Below are 25,607 nucleotides of genomic sequence, written 5' to 3' on the forward strand. Positions count from 1 at the left end.
ATCATTTCTTCTCCCGCAATTCGGCGTAGAGGTAGGGGATCATGATCGCCGCGATGGTCATCAGCATGATCGTGGCTGAGGCCGCGCCGATGCCCATCTGGTTGCGGGTGAACGTGTAGGAATACATGAACGTCGCGGGCAATTCGGTCGCCCGGCCCGGACCACCACCGGTCAAGGCGATCACAAGGTCGAACGTCTTGATCGCGAGGTGACTAAGGATCACGAAAGCCGACAGGAACGCGGGCCGCAATTGCGGGATGATGATGCGGCGGTAAAGGTTCCAATTCGACGCGCCGTCCATCTGCGCGGCCTTCAGGATCTCGTTGTCGATCCCGCGCAGCCCCGCCAGAAACATCGCCATGACAAATCCGCTGGTCTGCCAGACCGCCGCCAGAACCACCGTGTAGATGGCAAAATCGCGGTCCTTGATCCAGTCGAATTCAAAGCTGGTCCACCCCCAGGTCTGAAGCACATTTTCAAGGCCAATGCCGGGGTCCAGAAACCACTTCCATGCGGTCCCGGTCACGATGAAGGACAGCGCCATTGGATAGAGATAGATCGTTCGGATCAGCCCTTCAGCGCGGATTTTCTGATCCAGAAAGATCGCAAGGCTGAGGCCCAGAACGGTGCAGATCGTGATATAAAGGGCGGCAAAGATGCCCATATTGGTGAGCGATATTTCCCAATGGCTCAGCCGCCAGAGCTTGGAATAATTCTCCAACCCGACCCATCCATAGGATGGCAGCAAACGGCTATCGGTAAAGGACAGATACACCGAGAACAGGATGAAGCCATAGACAAAGACCAGCACCATGGCCAGCGATGGGGACAGGACCAGCTTGGGCAACCAAGATTGTAGTCGCGTCTTGAAATCCGTGTCGGCGGTATGTGCCATCACGCGCCCCTTTTAGGCTGAGTGGAGAGAGAATTTGTGTGGCAGGGCGGCATGATCGCCGCCCCACCACCGGGAGGAACCCCGGTTGTCACTGGGCGAGTTCAACCGCCGTGACAAGCTCTTCAACCGCGGTTTCGCTGTCGTACTCACCGTTGAAATGGGCGGTGATGACGTCATACATCGCGTTCTTGACGGATGCTTCATTGGCGTGACCATGGGCCATTGAGCCGAACAGGTTGCCGCTGGAGGCCGCTGCCGCGAGGTCTGCCATGCCCTGCTTGCCACAGGCGTCAAAATCCGCGTCGGACACGTCCGTGCGCGCGGGCACCGAGCCTTTGACCACGTTGAACGCGGACTGGAAGGACGGCGACAGGATCGCGGATGCCAATGCGGCCTGCTCAGGCGACACGTTCCCGCCCTGATCAAACATCATGAACTGGTCGGCGTTGAACGTGACCTGCTGCTGCGTGCCGGGGAAGCGGAAGCACAGGAAATCCGCGCCAGGCACTTTGCCCGCGTTCAGGAATTCGCCCTTGGCCCAGTCCCCCATCATCTGAAAGCCCGCTTCGCCGTTGATGACCATCGCAGTGGCAAGGTTCCAGTCACGGCCCGAGAAGTTCTCATCGACATTGGCACGGATCACCGCCATGCGGTCAAAAGCCTCTTTCATCGCGTCAGAGCCAAGCGCCTCTGGATCAAGATCAATGAACGCGGCCTTGTATCCGTCCGGGCCAAGGGCCGACATTGCCACCGCGTCAAACACCGTGGCGTCCTGCCAGGGCTGGCCACCATGGGCGATCGGGGTCACACCGGCGGCCGCCAGTGTTTCGAGGGCTGCGGCAAAATCCTCCCATGTCTCCGGCACGGCGATACCGTTGGCATCCAGAACGGCCTTGTTCGCCCAGACCCAGTTGGTGGAATGCACGTTCACGGGCGCAGACACCCACGCGCCGTCCACTTTCGCAAATTGCTGCAATGCGGTTGGCACCACACCGTCCCAGCCTTCGGCGGCGGCAACGTCGTTGAGGTTCGCCAAGGCACCCTGATTGGCCCAATCAATGATGTCAAAGCCGAGGCCCTGCACGGCAGTTGGGGCATTGCCTGCGGTCACGCGGGCACGCAGCACCGTCATCGCCTGCTCCCCGCCGCCGCCCGCGACGGGCATATCGGTCCAGCTGATGCCCTGTGCTTCAAGGTCATCCTTGAGCACGTTCAACGCGGCAGCCTCACCTCCTGATGTCCACCAATGCAGGACTTCGACCCCACCATGTCCTTCAGCTTTTGCAGAAACGGCCGCAGCCGTCAGCGCGAGCGCAATGGCTGTTGTTTTCAAGTAAGAACGCATTTTGTTTCCTCCCGGTTTGCGTTGCATAATGGCGCGATGTTACGCGCTCGTTTTCACCCAAGGTGCCCGGCTGTCGCGCCCAACGCGCATCACCAGTGATTTCACCTCAAGGAATTCGTCGTATCCGTATTTCCCGATTTCGCGGCCCTGACCGGATTGTTTGACCCCACCAAAGGCAAGCTCGGGATAGCCATCCATCCATGTGTTCGTCCAAACCGTGCCCGCTTGAGCGCGGCGCGAGAATTCAAGGCAGGTGTGGATATCCGTGCTCCAGATCCCAGCCGACAGGCCATACTCGCTGTCATTGGTGAGCGCGATGGCCTCTTTCAGCGTCCTAAAGGTCAGCACGGTCAGCACCGGGCCAAAGACCTCTTCGCGCGCGATGGCCATATCCGGGGTCACGTTTGTCATCACGGTCGGTTGGTAGAATTGCGTGCCAAGGCCCTCGACGGACATTGGCCCTCCGCCCAGTTCAGCCTTGGCACCCGCCTCAATCGCTGCCTTCACATAGGCGTCGATCTTGGCGTTATGGTCTGCCGTCACGATCGCACCGACCTGTGTGCTCTCATCCAACGGATCACCAAATCGGACCTGACGCGACAGCTCGACCACGCGGGCGACGAACGCGTCGGCTATGTCCTCGTGCACGATGATCCGGCTCGATGAGTTGCAGCATTGGCCCACGTTGAAATAGACGCCAAATGTCACCGCGTCGGCTGCGTTCTCCAGATCGGCGTCAGGCATGATGACCTGCGGGTTCTTACCGCCCAATTCGAGCGCGACCTTCTTTAACGTGTCTGAGGCGGCTTGCGTGATCCGCTTGCCCACTGCGGTGGAGCCGGTGAACGTCACCATATCCACGTCTTTGTGGCGGGACATCAGGCTGCCAACCGGCTCGCCATATCCAAGCACGATATTGCACACCCCCGCAGGCAGGCCCGCCTCAACCAGCAACTCGCCCAGCATGACGGTGGAGGACGGGGTCATCTCTGACGGTTTGACGACCACGGTGCATCCCGCCGCCAAGGCAAAGGGCAATTTCTGGCTCAGAATCCAGAATGGAAAGTTCCACGGCGTAATGATCGACACCACGCCGATGGGCTCCTTGACCACCACGCCCAGCATATCGTCGCCCAAAGTGTTGTGACTGTCGCCATGGGACGTCCGCGCGAGGGCTGCCGCATAGCGCCACAGATCGGCGGCTCCCCCGACCTCGCCACGGGACTGGCTGATCGGCTTGCCGCTTTCGAGGGTTTCCTGCACCGCGATGCGCTCGACATTCGCTTCGATCAGATCGGCCACTTTAAGCAGGACGGTTGCGCGCGCCTTGCCGGAAATCCGGCTCCACACCCCAGCATCAAAGCTGCGGCGGGCTGCGGCAATGGCCGCCTCTGTTTCAGCCGCGCTGCCCAAGGCACTGCGGCTGACGACGACGCCATGGGACGGCGACAGGCGCTCGAATATCTCCGCCCCCGCGACCCATGCCCCGTCGATCAGGTGCCGCCCGACAAAGGTCCGGGGCAGGTCATAGGCTGTTGCCGTGTTGATGGTCAGGTCTTTCATATCTTATTGCCCTGTAAAATCCGGGGAACGTTTGTTGAGAAAGGCATCGACGCCCTCGTCGCGGTCCGCGCTTGGGCCAGCCGCGGCGGCGCCCAATGCCTCAATCGCGGCGCCACGGTCCTCACCGACAGCGGCATGGATCATCGCCTTTGTGATTTCATTGGCGCGAGGGGAGATGTCGGCCAGATCCTGCGCGATCTGGATGGCCGCACCCAACGCGTTGTCCGCCACCTCCGCCACGAAGCCAAAGCCCAAGGCACGCTCTGCCGAAATGCGGCGGCCAAACAACGCCATTTCCTTTACCACAGGTTCAGGCATCAGGCGCATCAGGCGCTGCGTGCCGGACCAACCGGGCACGATCCCAACCTTCGCCTCCGGCAAGGCCAGCGTCGCGCGTGGGCTCATCACCCGAACGTCACAGGCTGCTGCCAATTCCAGCCCGCCGCCAAAGGCATGGCCGTTCACGGCGGCAATCGTTGGCTTTGACAGGCGCGCGAGACGGTCAAAAATCCGGTGACCGTCCCGTACCCAACCGCGCGCGAATTCTGCCGGAGACAGCGCCCCCCATTCCGCGATATCGGCCCCGCAACAAAACGCCTTTTCCCCCGCGCCGGTCACAATAACGGCCCGCGTCCCCGGATCGCGGTCGATCTTCGACAGATACCCGTCAAGCGCGTCCAGCATCGCCATCGTCAGGGCGTTCAGCTTGGCCGTGTTCGACACCGTCAGCACTGCGACAGGGCCGTCATATGACAGGGTGATCTCACTCACAGCTCTAGCCCCATGGGCACATCGGCCAACAATGCCTTGGGCATGACTTTTGCGTTGTCGGCCACCTGAACCCGCCCGTGTGACGGGCCCACGATGTGCTCTTGCGGGTCGATGCCCGGCATGATCTCCGTCGCGACGAGCCCGTTCCCTTGCAAGGCGATCACGCAACGCTCGGTCACATAGATCACGTTCTGGCCCTGCTCCCGCGCACGCTTGCCGGAGAAGGTTACATGTTCGACCTCATCCACCATCTTGGTGAACTTGCCGGGGGCCTCGATCCTGATGCCCTGATCGGTGAGGCCAATCTTTGCGCCCGCTTCGAACCAGCCGGAAAAGACGATGTTCTTCGCCTTGGCCGTAATGTCGACAAAGCCGCCGCACCCAGCGGTCAGATAGGGTTTCTTGCCCAGCTTTGAGACATTGACGTTGCCTTCGACATCGACCTCCATGAAGGACAGGAACGACATGTCGAAACCGGCACCTTGGAAATAGATAAACTGCTGTGGCGACGGGACATAAGCATCGGCATTCGACGCACAACCGAAAGCGAACCCAGTGAGCGGCACGCCGCCAACAGCGCCTTGCTCAATCGCCCAAGTGACGGCGTCTGGATAGCCTTCCTCCAGCAACACACGCGGCACCATGGCGCTGATGCCAAAGCCCAGATTGGCGGTCATCCCGCGCCGTAATTCCATCGCGGCCCGGCGCGCGATCACTTTCTCAACGCCATGCTCGGCCAGAGTAAAGGTGCTCCATGGGCGCATGATTTCACCAGAAATCGCTGGGTCAAACAGGGTTTCGGTCGTCTGCTTCTGGTCAGGATCAACGACGATGAGATCAACCAGATGCCCCGGCACGCGCACATCATGCGGGCGCAACGACCCGTTTGCCGTCACCCGCTTGACCTGAGCGATCACCAATCCCCCGTTATTGCGCGCCGCAATCGCCTGTTCGAGACCGCCCAGATAAGCTCCCTCATGCTCGTAAGTCAGATTGCCCCGCTCATCGGCGGTGGTGGCGCGAATGATCGCGACATCGGGTGCGATATTGGGAAAGTGCAGCCACGTTTTGCCGCCAAACGCGACACGCGCGACGATGGGTGCCGTGGCCCCCTTGGCGTTCATCGCGCAGCCCTGCCGGGTCGGGTCCACAAAAGTGTCGAGCCCCACCTCGGTCAAAACACCGGGCCGTTTTGCGGCAGCCTCGCGATGCATGTCAAACATGATGCCGGAGGGGACGTTATAGGCGGCGACCCGATCCTCAACGATCATCTTCCAAATCTCTGGCATAGGGGCGCTCGACGGGCCGGACGGGTACGATCCTGCCAGCACCCGCGCCAACAAACCGTCCTTTGCGAGGTGGTCCATGCCCTTGACGCCGTAAACGTCACCGGCGGCAATCGGATGCAGTGACGTGATGTTGCGCGGATGGCCTTCGCTCTCAAACCTGCGCCCGATTGCGGCCAGCACTGCGTCCGGGCAGCCAAGCGTTGACGATGCCGAGACCGAAATAACGGCATGATCCGCAATGCGCGCGACAGCATCTGAAACCGCTACGACTTTGGTCATGTCTCTCCCCCACACGGTCCCTTATGAAAATTGGAACGTTCCATAATTGCTATTGGAACGTTCCAATTATGACAAGCAAAAAGTTGAGAGGATCAAAAACCTATTCATTTCATAGGCTAAGAGGGCTTCCAGCGCGCAAATGAGTGCCGATCTCGATCTTTGACAACCGCAAAATCGCCTGCCTGTTTGGGCCGACTCAAATCGGCCCAAACTGGAGCGTTTCGATCAATCGGCCTGATTATGGTGCTTGGGATCATGTCTCAGGTGTCCCCTGACCTGTTTGCCTTGGCCCGTGTTCCTGATCTCCTCCGTGTTGAAGGTCACCAGACACCGAATTGCAGCCCACATCAGGAGCAGGCTGTCGCTGGGGCTCACATTTGCGCAAGAGGCTTGTTATCTCAGCAAAGAAGCATTATTTTCTGGCTAGACAGATAGCTAGCTTAATGGAGCAAACCATGCTCACCCTCCAAGATGCCAAAAACAAATTCAGCGCCGTGGTGGATGCCGCCCTTTCTGGCCGCCCGCAAGAGGTCACGCGCCGTGGCAAACCGGCGGTCGTTGTTCTTGCGGCAACGGAATACGCGCGGCTTGTGGCTGTGGATCAAAAGCAGCGGGAGCGTTTTACGGAGCATCTCCTCGCGTTTCCCGGCGAAACGCCGCCCCGCGCCGAAGCCAAGCCGCGCGATGTCGCGTTCTGATGTTCATCCTTGATACGAATGTCCTCTCTGCCGTCCGGCGGGCGGATCGCGCCCCGCAGGTCGCCGCGTGGCTTGGAAAACAAGCGGATAGTGACCTGTTCCTGAGCGTCATCACGCTCGGAGAGATCGCGCGTGGCATCCGCCTGCAAGAGCCGAAAAACCCCGATTTTGCGCGCGATCTGGGGCAATGGCTGGACCGAACCGAAACGGTTTTTGCTGATCGGATCCTGCCATTCGACGCCGCCGATGCCCGCCTTTGGGGCGCGCTCTCCGCCAAGATCGGGCATCCCGGCGCGGATCTGATGATTGCCGCACAGGCGCTGGCGCGCGGGGCGTCGGTCGTGACCGGCAATGTGGATGATTTCGCGCCCACGGGTGCGAAGATCGTGAACCCGTTCTGATCCGCTATCCGCCAATCCTTTTGGGATATGCATATCCGATGTAGCCTTAGGTGTACTCTTTTTCTGCTGGTGCTTATTTATTTTCAATTCGTTTCTAGAAATTTTAGCGCGATCAATACAAAAATCAAGATAGTGTATTATTTCTGTATTTGGCTGATCGCTCAAAGATATTTAGTATATGATGAGAAAATCATAAAAATATTCTCCAAACTATTCAGATTTTGCCGAGATGCTGCCGATATTTTCAATTGTTGGCCATAATGGAATGCCGCTAGGCGGGGCGGTTTGGATGAGCATTTGCTGGCGCGGGCGATGGATTGGCTAAGGGTGCTGGCGGACACAACACTGTATCTGAGCAAGGCAAAGCTGCACGCGCGAACTGACCGGGCGGGCGACGTTCCGGCTTTATGGGATCGTACCATGAGCGGCGAAGGGCTGGACCGGGACTTGGCGGACCTGCCGCCGGAGCTGCGCTGGCGCACATGGATGGCGCGGGTGGAGGCGGTGCTGTTCGCGAGTGCGGCGCCGGTCGCGCGGGGCGATCTGGCGCGCGTGGTGGGGCAGGGCGTGTCGGTGGAGATGCTGATTGCCGACATTGCAGGGGCGCTGGCGGATCGGCCCTATGAGGTGGCGCAGGTGGCAGGCGGATGGATGCTGCGCACGCGCGCGCACTACGCCGATGCAATCAAGGCGGCAGCGGATCTGGGCCCGGCGAAACTGGCGTTTACCGAGGCGGAGATGGGTGTGCTTTGCGCCATCGCGTATCACCAACCGATCGACCGGGCCGGGCTTAAGGATATCTTCGGCAAGGATGTGAGCCGCGACCTGCTGGCCCGGCTCCGCCACAAGAACCTGATCGCCTCGGGCCCAAGATCACCGCGCCCGGGCGCGCCGCACAGCTTCGTGACGACCGAAACGTTCCTCGCGACATTCGATTTGCAGAGCCTCAGGGATTTGCCAGAATTGGAGCTGCGCTGAGCCGTGCGTCGCACTTTTATGTTTCGATAGGTCTGCACGTTCGTTGCAGGTGAGGGCTGAAGAGATGATCATTTGGGGTGAAATTACCAGCAGCGATTGGTTGTCCCAATGGTCCTGTCTGGCGACTTGTTGCTTTATGTCGAATGATTGGTGAGGCCAATTTTGGATGATCAGGCAGAAGGCGCTGCGGGAGACTTATCGCCATGCGTATGTGGCGCTGATGTGGTTTTCGTCCCTTGCTCGGCGAGGTATCATCAGTGATCGGCCGAGGGTGACGCACCGCTTACGAGGAGGCCCAGCAGATTGCCACTGACAGGCTCTGGTCGGACGACCACGAACGGCCCTGCCTAGGTAACGGCGGGACCATAACCGCGCAGTGACTGAGGATGGTCGCTTAAATTCTACGACATAGCGCCTGCAAAGACCGGCGGACCACAGTCACTTCACCTCAAACTCGTTCAAAAGCTCACGCATCCATTTTGAAACACTGGGCCATGAGTATGATCTGTATTTGCTCCAAGACACCGAAGAATTGACCTTTCCGGTGGCCTCGATCCGATCTGCCATCTCATCATGCGGATAAACGTAGACCTGACCCCCATCGACAAATGCGATATACAAGCCCTTGCCAACATACTTGCTATCAATCGTCATACGGCCTTTGAGTTGGACGCGATAGAACCGCTCCCCGTCATTATGGTAAGCGATGAAATCAGCGCCCAACCAATCATCCGAAAGTAAGATGCTGTTATACCCATATTCTGCAAGGCGACCGGCCACGCGGTGAAAGTTGTAGGTTTCTTTCTGGCGGGAATTCAGCTTCCCGTAGTCCACTTTACGCAATGCGAGCGGTTCGGTTGGGTGGGTCATACGGCCCCCTTATTGATCATTTAGGTGTAGAGCGCAAAAAGTATCACTAGGCTTTCGGTAAAGTTAAGGAAGCGGCCGATGTAGTTTTTGGGATCGTCGCATTAATTCTTGAAGTCGGCCAGATATTGATTGTTGAGGTTGAGCATGGCGCGCCAAAAACAGCTCTGATCCGCGTTTTGACAGCGTCCGGCACATCTATCGAAAATGGCGCAACGACATCATTGAAAGCGGCGATGAAGCGGCTGCTCGGATATCGCCAAAGCGCCCGCTCACTCCGATCAGACAAGGCGACCCGCAGCGGTATAGAAACAATCCGAACCATCAAACACAGCCATATCCATAAAAAATAATCGGGCGTCCCTAGTGAGATCGCGTTTATCGAACGACTTTTTTGGCACCAATGAATGACCTTTGGTAGTGAACAGCCTTCGACCGTCCTCATCCCATTGATGCAACAGTCCCTTTTCTGTTGCGACGTTTCGAATTCAATTCTGCTTTGTAACGTATCGCTTGTGTGTCAGGGTGGCTCAGATCCAAAAGCGTCGTCGGGGCGCATGGACTTCTGCTGGACGTTTCAACACCAAGGAGAACTGGAAATGACGATGACACCAGGTAGCGCTTATGATGCGGTGGGCACCCTCACGCTGGCTGAGCAGGCAGTGCTTGCCGCTGAATTGGGTGGAGATTTTGCCGATCCTGCAGGCGCAACAGACAGTGCCCAGGCAGTGCCCCCGATCACACGGATGCACATGTATTGTGGTCCCGCGTCAAAAGACGCCGCACAGGCGGTGGTGCCGATAACGGTTTATGGCTCTTATTGTGGGCATGCGCCAAGTGACACCGCGCAGGCAGCGATACCAGTCACGATGCTGCACCCTGCTTGTCATTTCTGACCGACCCGGATTACGGGGCTGATCGGTGTAATGGCCCATATCTTCAATGGGTTGCATGCGGCACAAATCGTCAATGACCTCAAGCGGCTTGTTCGATTTGGCGCAAGGCTATAGCGTGATAATTGTTCTGAACGGTCCCTTAAGACCCAAATGAATTGTCAAAGGGCATTTAACGGTGTCATGCGGCATAACAACAAGGAGAGTTACGAATGACAATGACACCAGGAAGTGCACATGACGCAGTGGCGGGCCTGACACTCGCCGAGCAGGCGTTGCTTGCCGCTGAACTTGGGGGAGCGTTGGCCGATCCCGCATCTGCAACCGACACAGCCCTCGCGGTGCCGTTTCCCACACAGATGGGTCCGTTTTGCGGTCATGCGCCGAGGGACACTGCGCTTGCGGGACCGGCAATTACGCTGATGTTCGGGCCGGTTTGCGGCCGTGCGCCAAGTGACAGCACGCGGGCCGTGTGACCATTAGACAGGATGAAGCTATCATCTTGTGTTGGTCGCATCAGATTGCACGCGGGTGAGGGGCCGCTTTATGCGGTCGTTCACGATTGGTGACATCGGATGCGAAGGCATCTGCCAGCGTGTTTCGTTGATAAAAGACCCTCGCGCGGTACAGACCGCCGCGCGCGGGGAACACCTCACCGGTGTAAGGTTGCGGACAGTTTGCTCATGGTCGTGAAAACCGCGCGTATTCGCGGGGAACCCTGACGGGGTTGTCCGCTCATCTAAGAACCGGGGTGGCGGTGCCGCTGATGAACGCCTCTCTTCAAGTCAAGTCAGATTTGACGGACGGTCAGCCTGCGGCGACCGCGCTTGATGTGTTTGGCGATCTTTTCGATGAGCGGATAGCCGAGACCGCAGCTTTGATCGCGTGGCCCCCTGCGTTTGCCCCTCAAGCACGGCGCGACCTGACGGAGGCGTTGCGCGAACGGCTGGTCTGGGCGCATGAGCTTGCGCTTTACGAGGATTTCGCGGTTTTTCGGATACTCTCTGAACGGCAGGCCGCTGAGGGCACGGCCACGCGCCCGGATTGGTTCGCGGTATGGCATGTTGGTATGCAGCAGCAGGGTGGGTTTGACCGACTGCTCGAAAAACGGCCGCTTCTGACAGAGTATAGCGAACAGATCACCGCGCAATGGTGCCGCAACACGCAGGCCCTGATCGCGCGGCTTACAGCGGACCGACCCACCCTTATCGCTGAAGGGTTCCTCGCGGAGGGGGCTGGCGCGGTCACTGAGGTCACTCAGGGGCTGTCTGATCCGCATGATGGGGGGCAATCGGTCGCGATCTTGCGGTTTGAGGATGGCACGCGCCTTGTCTACAAACCCCGCTCGATGGAGGGTGATGCCCGGTTCCATGCCCATATCGCTGACCTGACAGCCAAAGGCGCGCCCGAAGCGTTGCGCGCGCCGCGTGTTCTGGCCCGGGCCGGGTATGGTTGGGCCGAAGTGATAGAGGCCGCCCCGTTGCGCGATCCGGCGGATGCCGGGCGGTTCTATGCGCGGGCGGGCGCGCTGTTGGCCCTGCTCCAGCGGCTTCGCGCCACGGATTTTCATTTTGAGAATGTGATCGCCTGCGGTGAATGTCCGGTTCCGGTTGATCTGGAAACGCTTTTCCAGCCGCTTGATAACCCGGCCCGCCCCACGCCAATCCGGGCGGAGATGGTGCGCAGATCGGTGTTGAGCATCTACTCCACCCATTACCTGACCTCCCGCGCGGCAGGGGGTGTCGTTGGCGAGATGGCGGACCCTTCGGGTCGGGAAAACGATGCGGAGCTGTCCCAACAGGTTTGGCGTTACAGCAATCCGCGCACCGCCGGGATGCGGCGGGGCCAACATGCCGTGCCAGTGGAGAGGGCCACCAACCTGCCGCATTTTGAGGGCGAAACAATCCCGGCCAAGCCCCATGCGCGCGCCATGGTCGATGGATATGAAGCATACCAATCCTTTCTTGAGCACGCATTAGAGCCGGGCTGGGACGCGCGCTATGCCGATGTTCCGCTGCGTTGGGTGCGACGGGCGACGCAGGAGTATGGTGACCTTCAGGACGCGGTGCGATTGCCGGAAACCCTCGCATCAGTGGAGGCTCGCGATGCGCTGCTGAAGACCAAAGTCACCGCGCCCGTTGAGGCCGTGGCAGAGGCGGAGAGGATCGCCCTGTGCAGGCTTGATGTCCCGAAATTCACCTTTCAGCGGGACGATAATCGCGTGTGGGAAAACGGGGATGAGGTTGCCCGCGATGCCATCACACCCGCCGATCCGTGGCCGTCCTTTGGTTGGAATATACAATCGGAGGCCACGAGCCTTGGCCTGACCCTAGATCAACATTGGGTGTTGCGACAGCAGCCCCTGCTAGAGGATTTGCCCACGCCGCTGACGGCAGAGGCGGCGATTGCAGAGGCAACCCGGCTGGGGGATTACCTGATCTCGCGGGCGACCTGCGCGGATGGGCGCGCGAATTGGCATGGCCTCGATATACCGCAGGGGGGAGAGCGGTTTGACGTTTGCCCGATGGAGGCGGACCTTTATTCCGGGCTCGCCGGGCCAGTGCTGTTCCTGACGCTGCTGGCGAAGATGACCCATGAGCCGCGCTTTGGCGCGATGGCAGATGCGGCGGCCTTGACGCTGACGGATGGCCTGCACGGGCGGCTTGATACGCCGATGCCCAGCGGTGGGTTTTCGGGGCCGCTTTCCGGGGCGTATGGGCTTGACCTCGCCGCGGAACTCAGGGGGGAGGCGACACCATCCGCCGCAACCGCGCTCGCCATGGCGCTGTCGCCTGAGGCGCTGCGATCTGACCGTGCGCTTGATATCGTCGGTGGCTCTGCCGGGCTGATCCTTATCCTGCTTCGGTTCTGGCGCAGGACCGGTCACGCAGGTTTCCTTGACCGGGCGGAGATCGCGGCGCGCGTGCTCCATGAACACGCGGAAAGCGCGGAGCATGGCCTGTGGTCAACGGCTCAGGCCGCGCGGCCCTTGGTCGGGTTCAGTCACGGCACGACGGGCATCCGCTTTGCACTCGATACATTGCGTGCGGCGCGGCCAAGCGCGCTCTTGGATGTCCTGATCGCCCGCGCCGCACGCTATGAGGCGGATATTGTCCGGCGGTCCGGTGGGCGGATACCTGACTTGCGGCCCGAAGGTGCCACACCGGAGACGGCCACCTGCCCTGACCAATGGTGCCACGGGATGGGCGGCGCAGCCCTTGCGCAGAGCTTTTCCGAAGGGCGCTGGCCCATGGCCGATGGTCCCGAAGCGGCCTGTGCGCAGCTTGCCCAATCCTCGAAAACGCGGCTTGATGATCTGTGTTGCGGGGCAATGGGTCAGGTGATGATCCTCGATCAAGCGGGCCGAAGGATGGGGCAAGAGGATTTGCGGATCACGGCGCGGCGGCGGGCGGCGGCGTGCCTCAGCCATGCGGCGCGCGCGGGGAGCTACCGCCTGTTCTCAGGCGATATGTTCTATGCCCCCGGATTTATGAAAGGCGTGTCCGGCATCGGGTATGCTTTCCTGTCCCTTGGATCGGTTGAGCGTGTGCCCAACCCGTTATGTTTGGAATGAGATGTTGCATGGGGTGTGACGGAATGTGTAACGGTGGCGCGCGATGATTCCGACCGGGTGCATGGGCGCGTTTGAGATCACCCGGCTTGGCCCGGAGGATGACGCGGAAATTGCCGCCTTTGCCGAAACGTTGGAGGAGGTGCACCGCGCCGCGTTCCTCCCTGAAGCGATGGAACGGCACCGGAGCGCCATCGCACGAGAGCATCGCGTCCTCAGCCTCGTGCGCGGGATGGAGCTTGTTGCCATTGTGATTGAGCAGGGGTCGAAAACCGCCCTGCCAGTCTCCCACCCCACCGTCATTGTCCGTCAAGAGCGCCGACGCGAAGGCATCGGCACTGCGCTTGCCGCGCGCATCGAAGCGGCGGATCGTGAAAGCGGGCGGGTCGCGATTGCGGCGGGTGTGATGGCCGACGACCAGCCGACAGCCGCCTTCCTCACCCATCTTGGGTTTCGCCATGCCGACACCCTGCTCAAGATGGAGACACCGCTGACCCCAGCGGATGAGATCGCCGGGAGCATGGTCGATATCAGGCATTGGGATCCCGCCAACACCGGATGGAGCGAGCAGATCGCGACGCTTTACAACGTTCACTTTGCGCGGGGAGGCAGCATTCCCCCGATTTCCGCGGATGATATCGCCACGTCTGCCGCGAAAATCGGCACCCGGCTCCTCGTCGCGTTGGAGAGGGAGACGGAGGATTTGGTGGGCTATATCGAGTGGCTTCCCGATGCGATGGTGCATTCCATCGTCGTGCGCAGGCGCTGGGGCGGGCGCGGGGTTGCCGAGGCATTGGTCCGTTCCTTGAAACGCCACATCAAGGCAGAAGGCGGCACGAAACTGACCTCCTTCGTGTCCCCCCGAAACGCCGCCTCCCTCCGATTGCACCGCGCTGAGGGCGCTCAGGAGGTTGACCAGATGCGCACCTACAAGAAACTGCTAGGGGATACCTTGGACGCCACCTGACGGGCGCCGTGTTCTGGCGTTGGCCGAGAGGGCTTAACCGCCACTTGTGCAGGTCATGGCATCAAGCAAAATCGGCTCCCCTCTGCCCTTAGCTGCAACGCGGTTATCAGGCCCGACGGCATGGAATTGACCGACAGGATCGGACCATTGCGGGCAGTGGGCCGCGTTAGCTCTTGACCTGTTGCTGCCAGCCGCTCCGGCCGCTGCACGAAAATCCCGCGAGAGATATCTTCGGATATGGACCACGACGGGGACGCGCCTGCAGGATGTGACGTCGCTACGTTCCGACAATAATGCGCCTGCGATCGACATCATGATGCAGGTTTTGCCGCCGTGCTTGCATCCCGTTCAAGGCGTGCCGTGCGCAGGCGGTCCGTCTTGGCCTTTTCCTGCTTGACCTGATCTTCGATCATCTGCCGGGCAATCCGGGTTGTCTTGTCCATGCTCGTTTCTGACGCGGGAACTTGAGGTTTGAAGACGGGTGGTTTTTTCAGCTTGGCCAATGGATGTTCTCCTCATTGGTGGTTTCTGTCGGATGTTGAACCGGTCTGTTTCAGACCAGCGCCCATTCCGCGCGTGATCCCTGAGCATCGCGTGAATTTGGCGCGGGGGTGTCGTGGTGCTGAACTATCTGAATGTCGGGGGCGGCCATGGCGCGCATCAACGCGGCATAATTCATCTCAAACCGCATTTCCGCCCCGACGCGGAGTGTTGCGTCCTGTGTGCGGATAACAAGATGGTCGCTCGTTGCACCGATCAGCGTGTTTTCAGGGGGCATCGTCAGACCGGCGGCGTTGGTGTCCTGATCACCGATGGCGAGGATGATCCGCCGACTGCCGTCGCCTTTGGGGACAAGCCGAAGCCCGGCCATGGCACGCCTCGCGGATGGTGACAGGGGTTTACGATCCGTCTCAACCACTTCCGCGACAAGCGTGAACGCATCCTGAAACAGGCCATCAATCTGCGCGCCTGTGATGGGATCAACGCCAAGCAGGATCGCCTCCCCGATGCGCAAATCGTTGATCCGGCCAACCGTTGCCTGCCCAAACGCCCAAGGCAGGCTCGTCGAATTCCCGCCGGATACCGTTTGCAGATACGGGCCACACTGCCCCTCAACATCAGTCCCGAGATCAGACAAGGCGCGCATCTGCACCGCCGTTGGGGCGATGCCGCTCAAGCAGCCGAAATTGGCCCCGATGCCCTTGAGCGCCACACCCGGCATATCCATGACTTGCTGCGCGATGATGACAAGGTCGTGTGGTATGATCCCTTCGCGCTTGTCGCCCATTTCCACCATCAGGATGATGCCATGGACCGTGCCATGCCGGATCGCCGCTGCGGCCAAGGCTGCCATCACGGTGGGTTCCGTATTGTAGCTTGTCTCACACATCTGCACGACGTGATCGACCTGGCTCAGCATCGGGGTGCGGATCAGGGTGATCGGGCAGGTCATTCCTGCCGTGCGAAGCCGCTGGACATTGCTCAACCGCGCCTCAGCGAGGCCCGCTGCACCACCATCGAGCATGGCCTGCGCGATGGCGGGATGCCCGCGCACCGCTTTGCTCACCCCGGTCACCTGAATGCCACGGCCCTGCAAACGCTCAATGATCGTGCGCGTATTGTGGCGTATTTTGTGCAGATCAACCTCTATGCGCGGGCAACTCAAACCGCGGCCAGCGGCCGTCCTCGCTGCAAGTGGGGATAAGCGGCCAGAACCATCGCCAACAGATGTGCCGATGGGCGGCTGAGCGCGTCGGTCACTGGCAGGCCCAGCGTTTCGCTTTGTGCGGTGATTGCGCCCGAGATTTCAGCGTCGGACATATCCTCGTGATTGAGCGTGACCCCAATCACCTTGGTGTCCGAGAAGGCTTCGATCAGAGCGATTTCACTTGCCGGGCTGGGCATGGGCATGTCGCGAAAATCGCAGCGATGGGCGCGTTTCGGGGCGTGCTGAAGGATGACCGCGTCGGGCTGGCTGCCGCGCAGGATAAAGGCGGACGTGCAGAACGCAGGATGGCTCAGTGCGCCCTGTCCTTCGATCAGGATGACATCGGGTTGCTCGCCCTGTGAGGCCGCGACGATCGCGCCCTCCAATTCGCCACAGCAGAATTGCGGCGGAACGGCATCCATCGCCACACCATATTTTGCGCCCTGCATCAGGCCTGTCTGACCGGTTCCAACAAGAACCGTCTTGATCCCCTTCGCGGTCAAGGCACGGGCAAGGACCGTTGCGGTGGTCCGCTTTCCGATGGCGCAATCTGTCCCCAGAACGGCGATGCGCAGCGCATCAACATGCGCGACACTGCCATCGAACAATCGCATGTCCTTGCTGGGTTTGGGTTTGCGGATGTCGCGGATCGTGACATGCCTTTCAGATGCGGCCTGCGCGATTTCAGGATCGTCGCTCAGATACTCATGCAGGCCACTGACAATGTTCATGCCGCGCGCGATCGCATCCAGCACGACGCCACGGTCGCCTGTGGAAAGCCGCCCGGTTGAGGGGGCCATGCCGTAGATGAACGTGTCGGGGAGGCTGGGCGCATGCGCGATTGCCGCATCAAGGCTTCCGAGGATCGGGATACCGTTGGTCACGCCATCAAGAACCATGCCGCTGTCATGGCCGCCATGGCTGCTGTCGATGACCGACACGACCCTGTAGGCCTGCGAATGACGGACGAGGCCATTGGCCGTTTTGCCGTCGATTTTGGCAAAGTTGCCTTCGCAATACACGATGGCCGTGGGCTGCGTGATGATCGGACTGAGAGAGGGCAGAGGGATCGGCATATCGCGGGTCGAGGGAGGCACACCGGCACCGCCGAAGGACCGGCGCGTCATATCGGCCTTCTGAATATCGATTGTCATGGTCATCTCCTTTGATGGCGAGACTGTCGCGCAGGTCGCAGCGCGCCGGAAAGGCATCAATCCCTTCCGTGCGTGCCGCGGGCGGCAACAGGCTCGTAAACGTCTAAAGACTTGCCAAAGTCGCAAACACACTCGGCCCGCGCGTCATCCGGAGCCCGTGCCAGCGTGGTTTTGGCTTAGGATCCGTCCAGCTCAAGGCCGACGAGGCACGCGGTCGCGAGGGTCCGGTCCGGTCTGTCGGTGCCGGGGCGGGTTGCCCAACCCGTTTCCATCATCGCGTTGCGGCGGCTAAAGCCTGACAGGTCCTGAAGGACTGCGAGCTTCTCAACCCGGTCCGGATCAGAGGCTGAGTTATTCAAACAGACCGGCACCATGGCCAAGGTCACTTCCTCGGCCGCCAGATTTTGGGCCATCGTTCGGGCGCTGCTGCCCGTGGTCCAGCCACCCCAGGTAAAGCCGAGGATTGTTGCGGCAACCGCACCGATCAAGGCACCGTAAAGGCCGGGTTTCGTCCATTCTGGAAAAGTCATTTTTAATCCTTTGACGGGGAAAGTGCCGCCTCACTGTTTCTGGCGCCGACAAATCATTTTGTCAGTGCTGCCGAAGGGTCGCTTGATCACGGGCGTGATCCGCGCTGGGTCGCAAAACGCAGGGATTATCTCTCGAAAGGGAGTGCATCCGATTGTCTGAACAGCACGGTCATGCGCTACCGCGTTAGGCAAACATCCCAAGCGTCACCTCACCTTAGGGTGTATCCAGCCCTTAAATTGAAATGATGGAATATTCGATTTTTGCATGGTCTGGTTTTTATATAATGATGAATATTGTGAATTCAATTTAATATATGTTTATTTTTGATATTTTTGAGAATCATCATAATTTCGAATTTTTTACAGATATATTATTGGCCAACCAAATTTCTCTTGAGTCTTGGCGATCCCGCATCCTACCACAGATCAAGATGGAAGCGCTGAGTGAACGTAAGGTTCTGAAATGCAAGCGCAGTCCGCCAAATCTGCTGCCGTCTGCGCCTTCTACCCTGTTTCGTTCCCGTGAGATCGGCCTCAATCTGCCATATGTCAGGGCATGCGGATGTTGCGGCGCAGTCTGTCGAGCTGGACATCGGGCGGCTTGGCACGAATGGCCCGTTGACACAGTCTGGTCGGCGAAGGCGCCCTACAGGACCAAGTGCGTCGCTGGCACATGGGTGCGGGTCGCCTCCGCCATGAATCATGTGCCTTTATGTTTCATCTTGGGAGAGAGCTTTACCGGTTCCTGCCTCGCGTTCCATGCGTTCGGCCCACGCATCCGCGAGGTCAATCAGGACGGTTGTAAACTGTGGTCGCGCCAGTGTCGCAAACAGCCATTTGGACAGCGGGCTTCCTGCCAGTTTGGCAACTATTTCGATGTGAAATTCTGACCCTACTTGGTGTTCCTGAACACGCCAACGTCCAGAGAGTTCAGCGAAGGGATACGGATAATCGTCTGCCTCTGTATGAATGCGAAAGCCGTAGGTCTCCCCCGGTTTAAACAGGTCGCAGGTTTCCTTCCAGCTTTCGCCTTTCGGCCCATAACACCGGCGCACCATGCCAAGGCCCTCACCCGATAACACTTCGACCTTGGAGAGGTTATCGGCAACATCCGCATAACCGGGGTGATCGGTCATGACCTCCCAGACTGTGGCGGTGGGCGCCTGCACCGCCCGCTTGACCGTCGCATGGAGTTTTCCGTTTTGCATATACACCTTCGCCGTCGGGATCGGCGCCTTGATCTGCGCAGCGGCAATGAATTGGGACACCGCAAAGAATGCAACGACTGCGGCCACCCCAACAATTATCCTCATTCCTTCCGGCGTCAGGATATGCCCGAACTCAGCGACTAGCACGATACTGGCGATGACCCAGAGGACGTCCAAAACAACGATCTCATTGACCAAAAAACGGGAGACGAACTTGTAGGTCGACAGCGCATAGACGAGCCCTGCAAACCCGACCAGCCCAATACCCAAACCACGCAAGGCCCACGCCATCCAATCAGCAGGATTGGCAAACATTAACGATGCGGCCCACCCGGCGGAAAAAAGAAGGGGAGCCGCTGTTAGGAGCGAGAAAGCCCCATTCAACTTCAGGAATTTTCTGGCAGCAGCGGAGGAGGAATGTGACATGGTGCACCTTTGTTGCTTTGATATATCCGTGGATCAAAGCCATCGAACGGCACCCGTCTCAATTACACCTCAGGTAATAGCGAACGGTCTGTTTTGTGGTGACAAGGGAGCATGACACTTATGATCAACAGGCCCCAAGATGCATTTGGTCCGCTATTGAAAGCATGGCGGACGCGCAAGCGGATCAGCCAACTCGATCTCGCGCTTGATGCCGGACTATCCCAACGCCACGTCAGTTTTCTGGAAACCGGGCGCTCAAAACCAAGCAGGTACGCGATCTGGCAAATCTGTGAGGCGCTTGAGATGCCGCAAGCAGAACTGGACGTGATGCTGATGTCGGCGGGCTTCGCTCCGCAGTCTGCCAATACAAGCTGGACAACAGACGTGAGGGATGCGGTGGATACGTCACTGGCTCATGTGCTGAAGGGCCATGAGCCCTTTCCCGCGGTCTCAATTGATCGCATCTGGACCCTGCAACGGGTGAACGACAGTGCTCGAACGTTCTTTGCGCGCGCGGGCAGCACGGGGCAACGAAACCTCCTACGCGAGGTCTTTCAGCCAGGCCCCTTGCGGGCGAATATTCGTAACTGGCCTGAGGTCGCCCGGGCGCTTTTTCGTCTGCTTGACCTAGAGGTCGCGCGAAGACCTCACGACGACGAGGCAAAGGCTCTTTTGGAGGAGTTGAGGGATCTTCCCGGCGTCGCCTCTGCCATTGTGAACCGTCCAAAAACGCCTCCGGCACCTGTGCTTTCAATTGAGTTTGTAATCGACGGTGTCGAGTTAAAACTGTTCTCGCTGATCGCCACGGTGGGAATGAGCATGGATACAACTCTGGATGACCTCAGGATTGAAACGCTGCTGCCTGCGGATGAACCGACGCGGCAGTGGTTTATGGGCCTTAGGGAGGGGCGCTCTGCCCAAGGAGATCAGTAGAAAATGGCAGCGGGGCTTCTGCATCGGCTTGCCCCGCTGCCGGTCAACTACAGGCCAAGATCGTAGGCGGCAGCCTCAAAGCTTGGCCGGGAGGTCACGCGTTGCACCCAAGCTGCAACCCTCGGCTGACGGCCCAGCAACGCGTCACTTTCCGGCGTGAGGCCGATATACTGAACCATGGTTGCAACCATGATATCAGCCAGCGAGAAATCACCTGTCAGATAATCACCGCTTTCCCCCAACGCTCTGTCGATCAGAGTAAGCTGATGCGAGATGACGGGAACCGACGCGGCCACCACATCCTCATCCGTGACGCCGCCAAAGGCCCCAATTTTTGGGGCGAGGCGTTGCATGACCAGATCGCCGATGATCGACGGGTATATGTACTGCCCCGTGATGTTGATCCATTTCTGCATGTTGCCGCGTTTCTTTACGTCCTCAGGCTGCAGGTCCGGACCGTCGAAGGCCTCATCAACATAGCGCGCGATGGCTGCGGTCTCATACAAGTGGAAATCGCCGTGATAGAGCGCGGGAACCTTTCCGAAGGGATGTACATTTGAGAGGTGCTGGTCTGATTGCTGCTCAGTCGGATTGATTTCAATCCGTTCGTAGGCCACGCCTTTTTCTTCGAGCACTACACGAGCGGCCAGCCCGAAGCTGCTTAATTTCGATGCGGCAAGTTTGCAGTCCGCCATTGTCTTGGTTCCTTTCACATATTCCAGCTTACGAGGTGCTTCGGCGGGGCGCGAACAGAACGCAGCCCAGAAGAACCCTTTCAGCAGTGTGGTGGTCACCAAGCATCCGGGAAATTACCTGACAGGGAATAAGGCAGGCTGGCGCCAGCGCATTTACTCCGCCGCGACCGCAAGCTGTGGGGCATTCAGCGTCGGCATACCCTTCTCCGCGGGTTTCTTGCGGCGATAGACCAGCCGGAACATCGGGGGGGTGAAGTAGAACGACACCACCGCCGACAGCAGAACGCCGCCCGCAATCGCCACCGCAAAGGGTGGCCAAAACCCTCCCCCTTCAAGGATCAATGGCAGGAACCCGCCAAAGGTCGTGATCGTGGTGGAGACGATATGACGGCTCGATCCGCTGACAACGCGGGCCATCGCTTCTGTATCGCCAGCGGCAGCGTCCGGGTCGGCCTTTAGACCCGTCAGGATGATGATGGCCGCGTTGATCGATACGCCGATGGAACCGATCACCCCGATGATGGCATTGATCCCAAACGGGTATTGCATGACCGCAAGCGACAGCATCGACAATCCGGCGGACAGGACGCACACGATCAGCGCCACCCCCGTTAGCCGGAAGGAATTGAAGGTAAGCGCGATCGTCGCGATCGTCAGGGTCACGATCAACCCGATGGAGGCCAGGAGGTTGCCCACCGTGCTCGACCTTGCATCGCTATCTCCGCCCAACTCGATCCGGTATCCGGCGGGCAGGGCAAAGCCTGCGGCCTCAAATTCGGCCAGCACGGCTTGCAAGGCCTCTTCGGGCAGGACATCGGGCACGATAAAGGCCTGCACCACATTCACCCGCTCCCCGTTGCGGCGGGTGATGACGCTTTCTGCTGGTTCCAGAACGGGCGTCGCGAGTTCGGACAACGGCACCGCCGGAAAGCCGCCGCTTGCAGACAATGTCGCGGCACCCGGTAACAAAACCGGCAGGTCCGACACGGCGGCAAGGTCAGGAAAAGCGTCACGGTCAAAGCGGACCCGCACCGGCAATTGCTCGGTCCCTTCCACAAGGCTGCCGCCGGTTGTCCCGACCAGCCCGTTTTCCAGTTGCGCGGCGATATCGGTGACGTTCAGCCCCAGCAGACGGGCCGCGGTTTCGTCAATTTCGAACCGGACCTGCGGTGCACCACCGGAGACGCCCGTGCGCACCTGCGTCACAATCGGGATGCCCGCCATCAGCGCCCGCGCCTGATCGCCATAGCTGCGCAGCACGGACAGGTCAGGCCCGATCAGGCGCACTTCAATCGGGGCGGCCACGGGTGGCCCTTGAACCAAACCGCGCACGATGATCCGCGCCTGCGGGTAGCGACGATCCAGATCGGCCTGCAACTGCGGGACCAGACGGGCCGCTTCGTCTGCCGTATCGGTTTTGATCATGGCGATGGCATAGGTCGGCTCTTGTGACCGCCCACCGGTGATATTGTAGTAGAACGCTGGCCCCGATTGCCCCACGGACCAGTATACTTGGTCGATGCCTTGCGCGCCTAGCAGCGCCGTGTCGATCTCGCGCACGACATCGGACGTGGCGGCAAGCGCGGTGCCCGGCGGCATCTCCAACTCCAGATAGAATTGATCGCGGTCCACGCCCGGAAAGAACTGCGCCGTCAGCGTCGGAAACGCGGCAAAGCCCATCACCGGCAGGATCAAGGAGAGCGCGATGGACTTTACCGGATTGCGCAGCGACCAGCGGATCGAGCGGGTAAAGGCCCGGCCAAGGGGCGGGATCGTCACTCCGCCGCGCCCACCGGTCTTGATGAACCATCCGGCCAGCGCAGGCGTCACCATCAGCGCAACCACCAGCGACCAGATCAGCATAATGACCACCGCAATCGCGATGGAGCCAACGAAATCCCCCGCCGGTCCGGGCAGAAGGATCATCGGGGTAAAGGACAGGGCCGTTGTCACGGTGGAGGCGAGCAGCGGCGCGGCAAGGCGCTTGACCGCATCGCCCACAGCCTCCTCCCGCGCCATGCCCCGGCTGAGCCGCTGGCGCACTTCATCAACCATCACGATGGCCGCATCCACCAAAAGCCCCAGCGCCACGATCAGCCCGGTGACGGACATCTGGTGGATCGGCAGGTTGATGAAATTCATCGTGGCAATCGTGGCGAGGGACACGACAGGCAGCACAAGCGCCACTATCGCGGCTGCGCGCAGGCCCAATGTGATCAGCAGCACCGCCACAACCAGCCCAACCCCAATGGCCATATTGGTCCCGACCTCCGCCAGACGATTGGCGGTATAGGTCGATTGATCGAACATCAGACGCTCCGACAGGCCCAGCGGGACCATAGCGGCCCCGGCGGCCAACTCGTCCCGCACAAAGCCCATCCAGCGGTCAATTTGCACACCGTCCTGTGCCAACACACCGACAAGCACGGCTGGCCGCCCATTGGCAAAGCTCAACTCGGTCGCCGGATCGCGCGGCCCGCGGGACAGAACGGCCACATCCGCCAGCGTCACGGTCGCCCCGGCGGCCCCTTCGCGCAGCACGACACGGCCAAGCCGGTCAAGCGCCTCAATCTCCCCTGAGATATTGATCGTCAGGCCCGTGTTGTCCCCGTCCATCGCGCCCGCGCGCACCTTGCCGTCAGCCGCGGCGATCCGCTGGGAAATCTCCGCAACCGTCAGGCCAAGGGCCGCGGCTTTATCAGGATCAATCTCGACAAGCACTTCCTCTTCCGGCTCACCGAACAGGTCCACCGCGCGGGTGGCGGGGATCGCGCGCAGCCGGTCGGCCAAGGCTTCGGCATGGGCGTGGGTCAGGGTCAACGGCACCGCGTCATGATCGGATGTCACCGCGATCACGGCGGAATAGGCCGAGATGCCTTCTGCGTTGAATTCGGGCGCCAAAACCCCTTGCGGAAAGCTGCGGCGGGCGTCTTCTACCGCGTCGCGCGCCTCGGACCAGACCTGCTCAATCGTGGTCTCATCGAGCGTTTCCAGCAATTCGACCGATACGACCGACACCCCGGTGCGGGACACGGAGGTGATCGTGTCCACCTCTGCGATCTCTCGCAATTCCTCCTCAATCTCGGCGGTGACAAGCGCCTCGACCCGCGCGGGATCGGCCCCGGGAAACTGGGTCGTGACCGTGGCAAACAGATTGGTGATGGTCGGATCTTCCTGCCGCCCGATGGACAGAAACGCCGAAAGACCGGCTGAGATCAGCACAAGAAGCGTGAGTGCCACAAGGCGGGGCTGTCGGTAGGGCAGGGTAAACATCACGCGCCCTCCGCGACCGGAGCCGTGGCTATGACCTCGACCCGTTGACCCGGCACGACGCGGTGCGCGCCGCTGCGGATCATGCGTGCGCCGGGGGGGAAGGTGCCGCTGACAAAGGCGCGCGTCTCATCGGCATGGAGCACTTCGACCATGGCGGTGCGCACGGTCCCGTCCTCCACCACCAGCACAGTCCACGCCCCGCCAATCCCCTCGCGCAGCGCATCAAGCGGGATCCATGTGCCGGGCGTGGCGATCCGCGTCTCGATCATCAATGTGGCGGTCTGGCCAAAGGCTGGCGGAGTCTCGGCACCCAGTTCAAACAGGACGGTGCGTGTGCGTGTTACCGGGTCGATATCGGGGCGAACCTGCGCGAGCGTCGCGGGATAGCTTTTGCCGTTCACGTCAATCATGGCGTTGGTCAGGGTCGCCGTTTCAATCGACAGCGGCAGGCCCACGCGCACTTGCGGTGCAGCGGTCTCGATCAGCGTCAAGACGGGTGTGCCGGCACTCAGGGTTTCGCCACCATCGACATTGCGCAGGCCGATCCGGCCATCAAAGGGCGCACGCAACTCGGATTTTTCAAGGTTGATAGCAACGGTATGAAGGGCAGCATCAATCTCGCGAATGCGGGAGGACAACTCGTCACGCGTGGCCAATGCCTGATCGACGGCCTCCTGACTGACATGACCGTCGCGCAGAAGGCTTTGGGCGCGGGCAAGCCGGGTTTCGGCAAGGTCAAGCTGCGCGGTCGTGGCCGCGCGCGAAGCCTCCAGCCGCTCCTTGTCCGCGTTCAGCAGGGCCGTGTCGAGCCGGGCCAGAACCTGCCCTTTGACCACTTCGGCCCCTTCATCGCCTTGCAAATCGCTGAGCCGCCCACCCAGTTCAAAGGACAACACGACGCTCGCCGCCGCCTCCACCTGCCCGACGAATTGGCGCGACAGGGTGTAGCCGTCCTGCACCGTCAGGGCAGTGACCTCAACCGGTGTCAGATCGGCGGTTGTCGTGACGGTCGCCGCCGTTGCGCGCGCGGCAAGGTAATCCGCCCCGAAAAAGACAGCCCCGCCTGCGCCTGCCACAACGCCAAGCGTGACGCCCCCGATGGCCACGCGCCGCAGGCCTCGCTGCCACCATACTGGTCTGGAATGCTCATTCATGGCTGTCCC

Annotated in this window: 22 protein-coding genes and 1 pseudogene; 9 read left to right on the top strand and 14 right to left on the bottom strand. The window is 60.3% G+C overall.

Translation table 11 applies throughout. The features are described 5' to 3' along the window. Position 1: 1 nt before the first annotated feature. The 5 genes from FHS89_RS06850 to FHS89_RS06870 all read right to left on the bottom strand — a co-directional run bounded on the left by FHS89_RS06850 (position 2) and on the right by FHS89_RS06870 (position 6,142). Positions 2-895: a carbohydrate ABC transporter permease gene (locus tag FHS89_RS06850; protein WP_184009923.1), complete on the bottom strand. Its 894-nt coding sequence runs from the start codon at positions 893-895 to the stop codon at positions 2-4. A gap of 88 nt (positions 896-983) precedes the next feature. Continuing rightward, positions 984-2,240 (bottom strand): ABC transporter substrate-binding protein, encoded by a 1,257-nt coding sequence (locus FHS89_RS06855; protein ID WP_184009925.1) that lies wholly within the window; start codon positions 2,238-2,240, stop codon positions 984-986. 39 nt (positions 2,241-2,279) lie between these two features. Next, entirely contained in the window at positions 2,280-3,803 is a 1,524-nt protein-coding gene (locus FHS89_RS06860) for an aldehyde dehydrogenase family protein (protein WP_184009927.1), read from the bottom strand. A 3-nt stretch (positions 3,804-3,806) separates the two neighbouring features. Next, on the bottom strand, positions 3,807-4,574 hold the full coding sequence (locus tag FHS89_RS06865) for an enoyl-CoA hydratase-related protein (protein WP_184009929.1): 768 nt from the start codon (positions 4,572-4,574) through the stop codon (positions 3,807-3,809). Continuing rightward, positions 4,571-6,142, bottom strand: coding sequence for an acyl CoA:acetate/3-ketoacid CoA transferase (locus FHS89_RS06870; protein ID WP_184009931.1), 1,572 nt, complete (start codon positions 6,140-6,142; stop codon positions 4,571-4,573). The genes FHS89_RS06865 and FHS89_RS06870 overlap by 4 nt, the downstream gene beginning before the upstream one ends. 455 nt (positions 6,143-6,597) lie before the next feature. Here FHS89_RS06870 and FHS89_RS06875 point away from each other — a divergent pair, with 455 nt between their 5' ends. The 3 genes from FHS89_RS06875 (at position 6,598) to scpB (ending at position 8,219) form a co-directional block, all read left to right on the top strand. Then, positions 6,598-6,840: a type II toxin-antitoxin system Phd/YefM family antitoxin gene (locus FHS89_RS06875; RefSeq protein WP_184009933.1), complete on the top strand. Its 243-nt coding sequence runs from the start codon at positions 6,598-6,600 to the stop codon at positions 6,838-6,840. Further along, the gene (locus FHS89_RS06880; protein WP_184009935.1) at positions 6,840-7,241 is read left to right on the top strand and encodes a type II toxin-antitoxin system VapC family toxin; all 402 of its coding nucleotides are present in this window, start codon (positions 6,840-6,842) and stop codon (positions 7,239-7,241) included. Before FHS89_RS06875 ends, FHS89_RS06880 begins: the two co-directional genes overlap by 1 nt. 420 nt (positions 7,242-7,661) lie before the next feature. Beyond that, positions 7,662-8,219: an SMC-Scp complex subunit ScpB gene (gene scpB, locus FHS89_RS06885; protein ID WP_184010599.1), complete on the top strand. Its 558-nt coding sequence runs from the start codon at positions 7,662-7,664 to the stop codon at positions 8,217-8,219. Between the two features lie 438 nt (positions 8,220-8,657). Here the strand turns inward: scpB and FHS89_RS06890 are convergent, their stop codons facing one another. Continuing rightward, positions 8,658-9,089 (bottom strand): hypothetical protein, encoded by a 432-nt coding sequence (locus tag FHS89_RS06890; protein WP_184009937.1) that lies wholly within the window; start codon positions 9,087-9,089, stop codon positions 8,658-8,660. A 166-nt stretch (positions 9,090-9,255) separates the two neighbouring features. Here FHS89_RS06890 and FHS89_RS06895 point away from each other — a divergent pair. The 5 genes and pseudogenes from FHS89_RS06895 to FHS89_RS06915 form a co-directional block, all read left to right on the top strand. Beyond that, positions 9,256-9,439, top strand: a pseudogene (locus FHS89_RS06895) (IS6 family transposase); the annotation flags it as partial. 246 nt (positions 9,440-9,685) lie between these two features. Next, the gene (locus FHS89_RS06900; RefSeq protein WP_184009939.1) at positions 9,686-9,982 is read left to right on the top strand and encodes a hypothetical protein; all 297 of its coding nucleotides are present in this window, start codon (positions 9,686-9,688) and stop codon (positions 9,980-9,982) included. Between the two features lie 209 nt (positions 9,983-10,191). Further along, a complete protein-coding gene (locus FHS89_RS06905) occupies positions 10,192-10,455 on the top strand; it encodes a hypothetical protein (RefSeq protein WP_184009941.1) in 264 nt (87 codons plus the stop codon). Positions 10,456-10,745: 290 nt separating this feature from the next. Next, complete coding sequence (locus tag FHS89_RS06910; protein ID WP_184009943.1) at positions 10,746-13,553, top strand: type 2 lanthipeptide synthetase LanM family protein; 2,808 nt, start codon at positions 10,746-10,748, stop codon at positions 13,551-13,553. A 43-nt stretch (positions 13,554-13,596) separates the two neighbouring features. Continuing rightward, positions 13,597-14,517 (top strand): GNAT family N-acetyltransferase, encoded by a 921-nt coding sequence (locus tag FHS89_RS06915; RefSeq protein WP_184009945.1) that lies wholly within the window; start codon positions 13,597-13,599, stop codon positions 14,515-14,517. Between the two features lie 311 nt (positions 14,518-14,828). Here the strand turns inward: FHS89_RS06915 and FHS89_RS06920 are convergent, their stop codons facing one another. The 5 genes from FHS89_RS06920 to FHS89_RS06940 form a co-directional block, all read right to left on the bottom strand. Next, positions 14,829-15,020, bottom strand: coding sequence for a hypothetical protein (locus FHS89_RS06920; RefSeq protein WP_184009947.1), 192 nt, complete (start codon positions 15,018-15,020; stop codon positions 14,829-14,831). A 50-nt stretch (positions 15,021-15,070) separates the two neighbouring features. After that, positions 15,071-16,183: an alanine/ornithine racemase family PLP-dependent enzyme gene (locus FHS89_RS06925; RefSeq protein ID WP_184009949.1), complete on the bottom strand. Its 1,113-nt coding sequence runs from the start codon at positions 16,181-16,183 to the stop codon at positions 15,071-15,073. Continuing rightward, positions 16,180-17,379 carry an N-acetyltransferase DgcN family protein gene (locus tag FHS89_RS06930; protein WP_246413657.1) on the bottom strand — a complete coding sequence of 400 codons (1,200 nt, stop codon included), beginning with the start codon at positions 17,377-17,379 and terminating at the stop codon, positions 16,180-16,182. The genes FHS89_RS06925 and FHS89_RS06930 overlap by 4 nt, the downstream gene beginning before the upstream one ends. Before the next feature lie 176 nt (positions 17,380-17,555). After that, positions 17,556-17,909, bottom strand: coding sequence for a hypothetical protein (locus tag FHS89_RS06935; protein ID WP_184009953.1), 354 nt, complete (start codon positions 17,907-17,909; stop codon positions 17,556-17,558). 710 nt (positions 17,910-18,619) lie between these two features. Continuing rightward, complete coding sequence (locus FHS89_RS06940) at positions 18,620-19,543, bottom strand: SRPBCC family protein (protein WP_184009955.1); 924 nt, start codon at positions 19,541-19,543, stop codon at positions 18,620-18,622. 111 nt (positions 19,544-19,654) lie between these two features. Here FHS89_RS06940 and FHS89_RS06945 point away from each other — a divergent pair, with 111 nt between their 5' ends. Next, positions 19,655-20,476: a helix-turn-helix domain-containing protein gene (locus tag FHS89_RS06945; RefSeq protein WP_184009957.1), complete on the top strand. Its 822-nt coding sequence runs from the start codon at positions 19,655-19,657 to the stop codon at positions 20,474-20,476. Positions 20,477-20,523: 47 nt separating this feature from the next. On the opposite strand, the gene FHS89_RS06950 is transcribed toward FHS89_RS06945, so the two are convergent. From FHS89_RS06950 to FHS89_RS06960, 3 genes are read right to left on the bottom strand one after another with little or no spacing between them, the layout of a single operon-like run. Beyond that, entirely contained in the window at positions 20,524-21,270 is a 747-nt protein-coding gene (locus FHS89_RS06950) for a glutathione S-transferase N-terminal domain-containing protein (RefSeq protein WP_184009959.1), read from the bottom strand. Positions 21,271-21,324: 54 nt separating this feature from the next. Beyond that, positions 21,325-24,444 carry an efflux RND transporter permease subunit gene (locus tag FHS89_RS06955; protein WP_184009962.1) on the bottom strand — a complete coding sequence of 1,040 codons (3,120 nt, stop codon included), beginning with the start codon at positions 24,442-24,444 and terminating at the stop codon, positions 21,325-21,327. Further along, on the bottom strand, positions 24,444-25,598 hold the full coding sequence (locus FHS89_RS06960; RefSeq protein WP_184009964.1) for an efflux RND transporter periplasmic adaptor subunit: 1,155 nt from the start codon (positions 25,596-25,598) through the stop codon (positions 24,444-24,446). Before FHS89_RS06960 ends, FHS89_RS06955 begins: the two co-directional genes overlap by 1 nt. Between the last annotated feature and the right edge of the window lie 9 nt (positions 25,599-25,607).

The organism is Rubricella aquisinus, from assembly GCF_014199445.1.
Taxonomy (GTDB): domain Bacteria; phylum Pseudomonadota; class Alphaproteobacteria; order Rhodobacterales; family Rhodobacteraceae; genus Rubricella; species Rubricella aquisinus.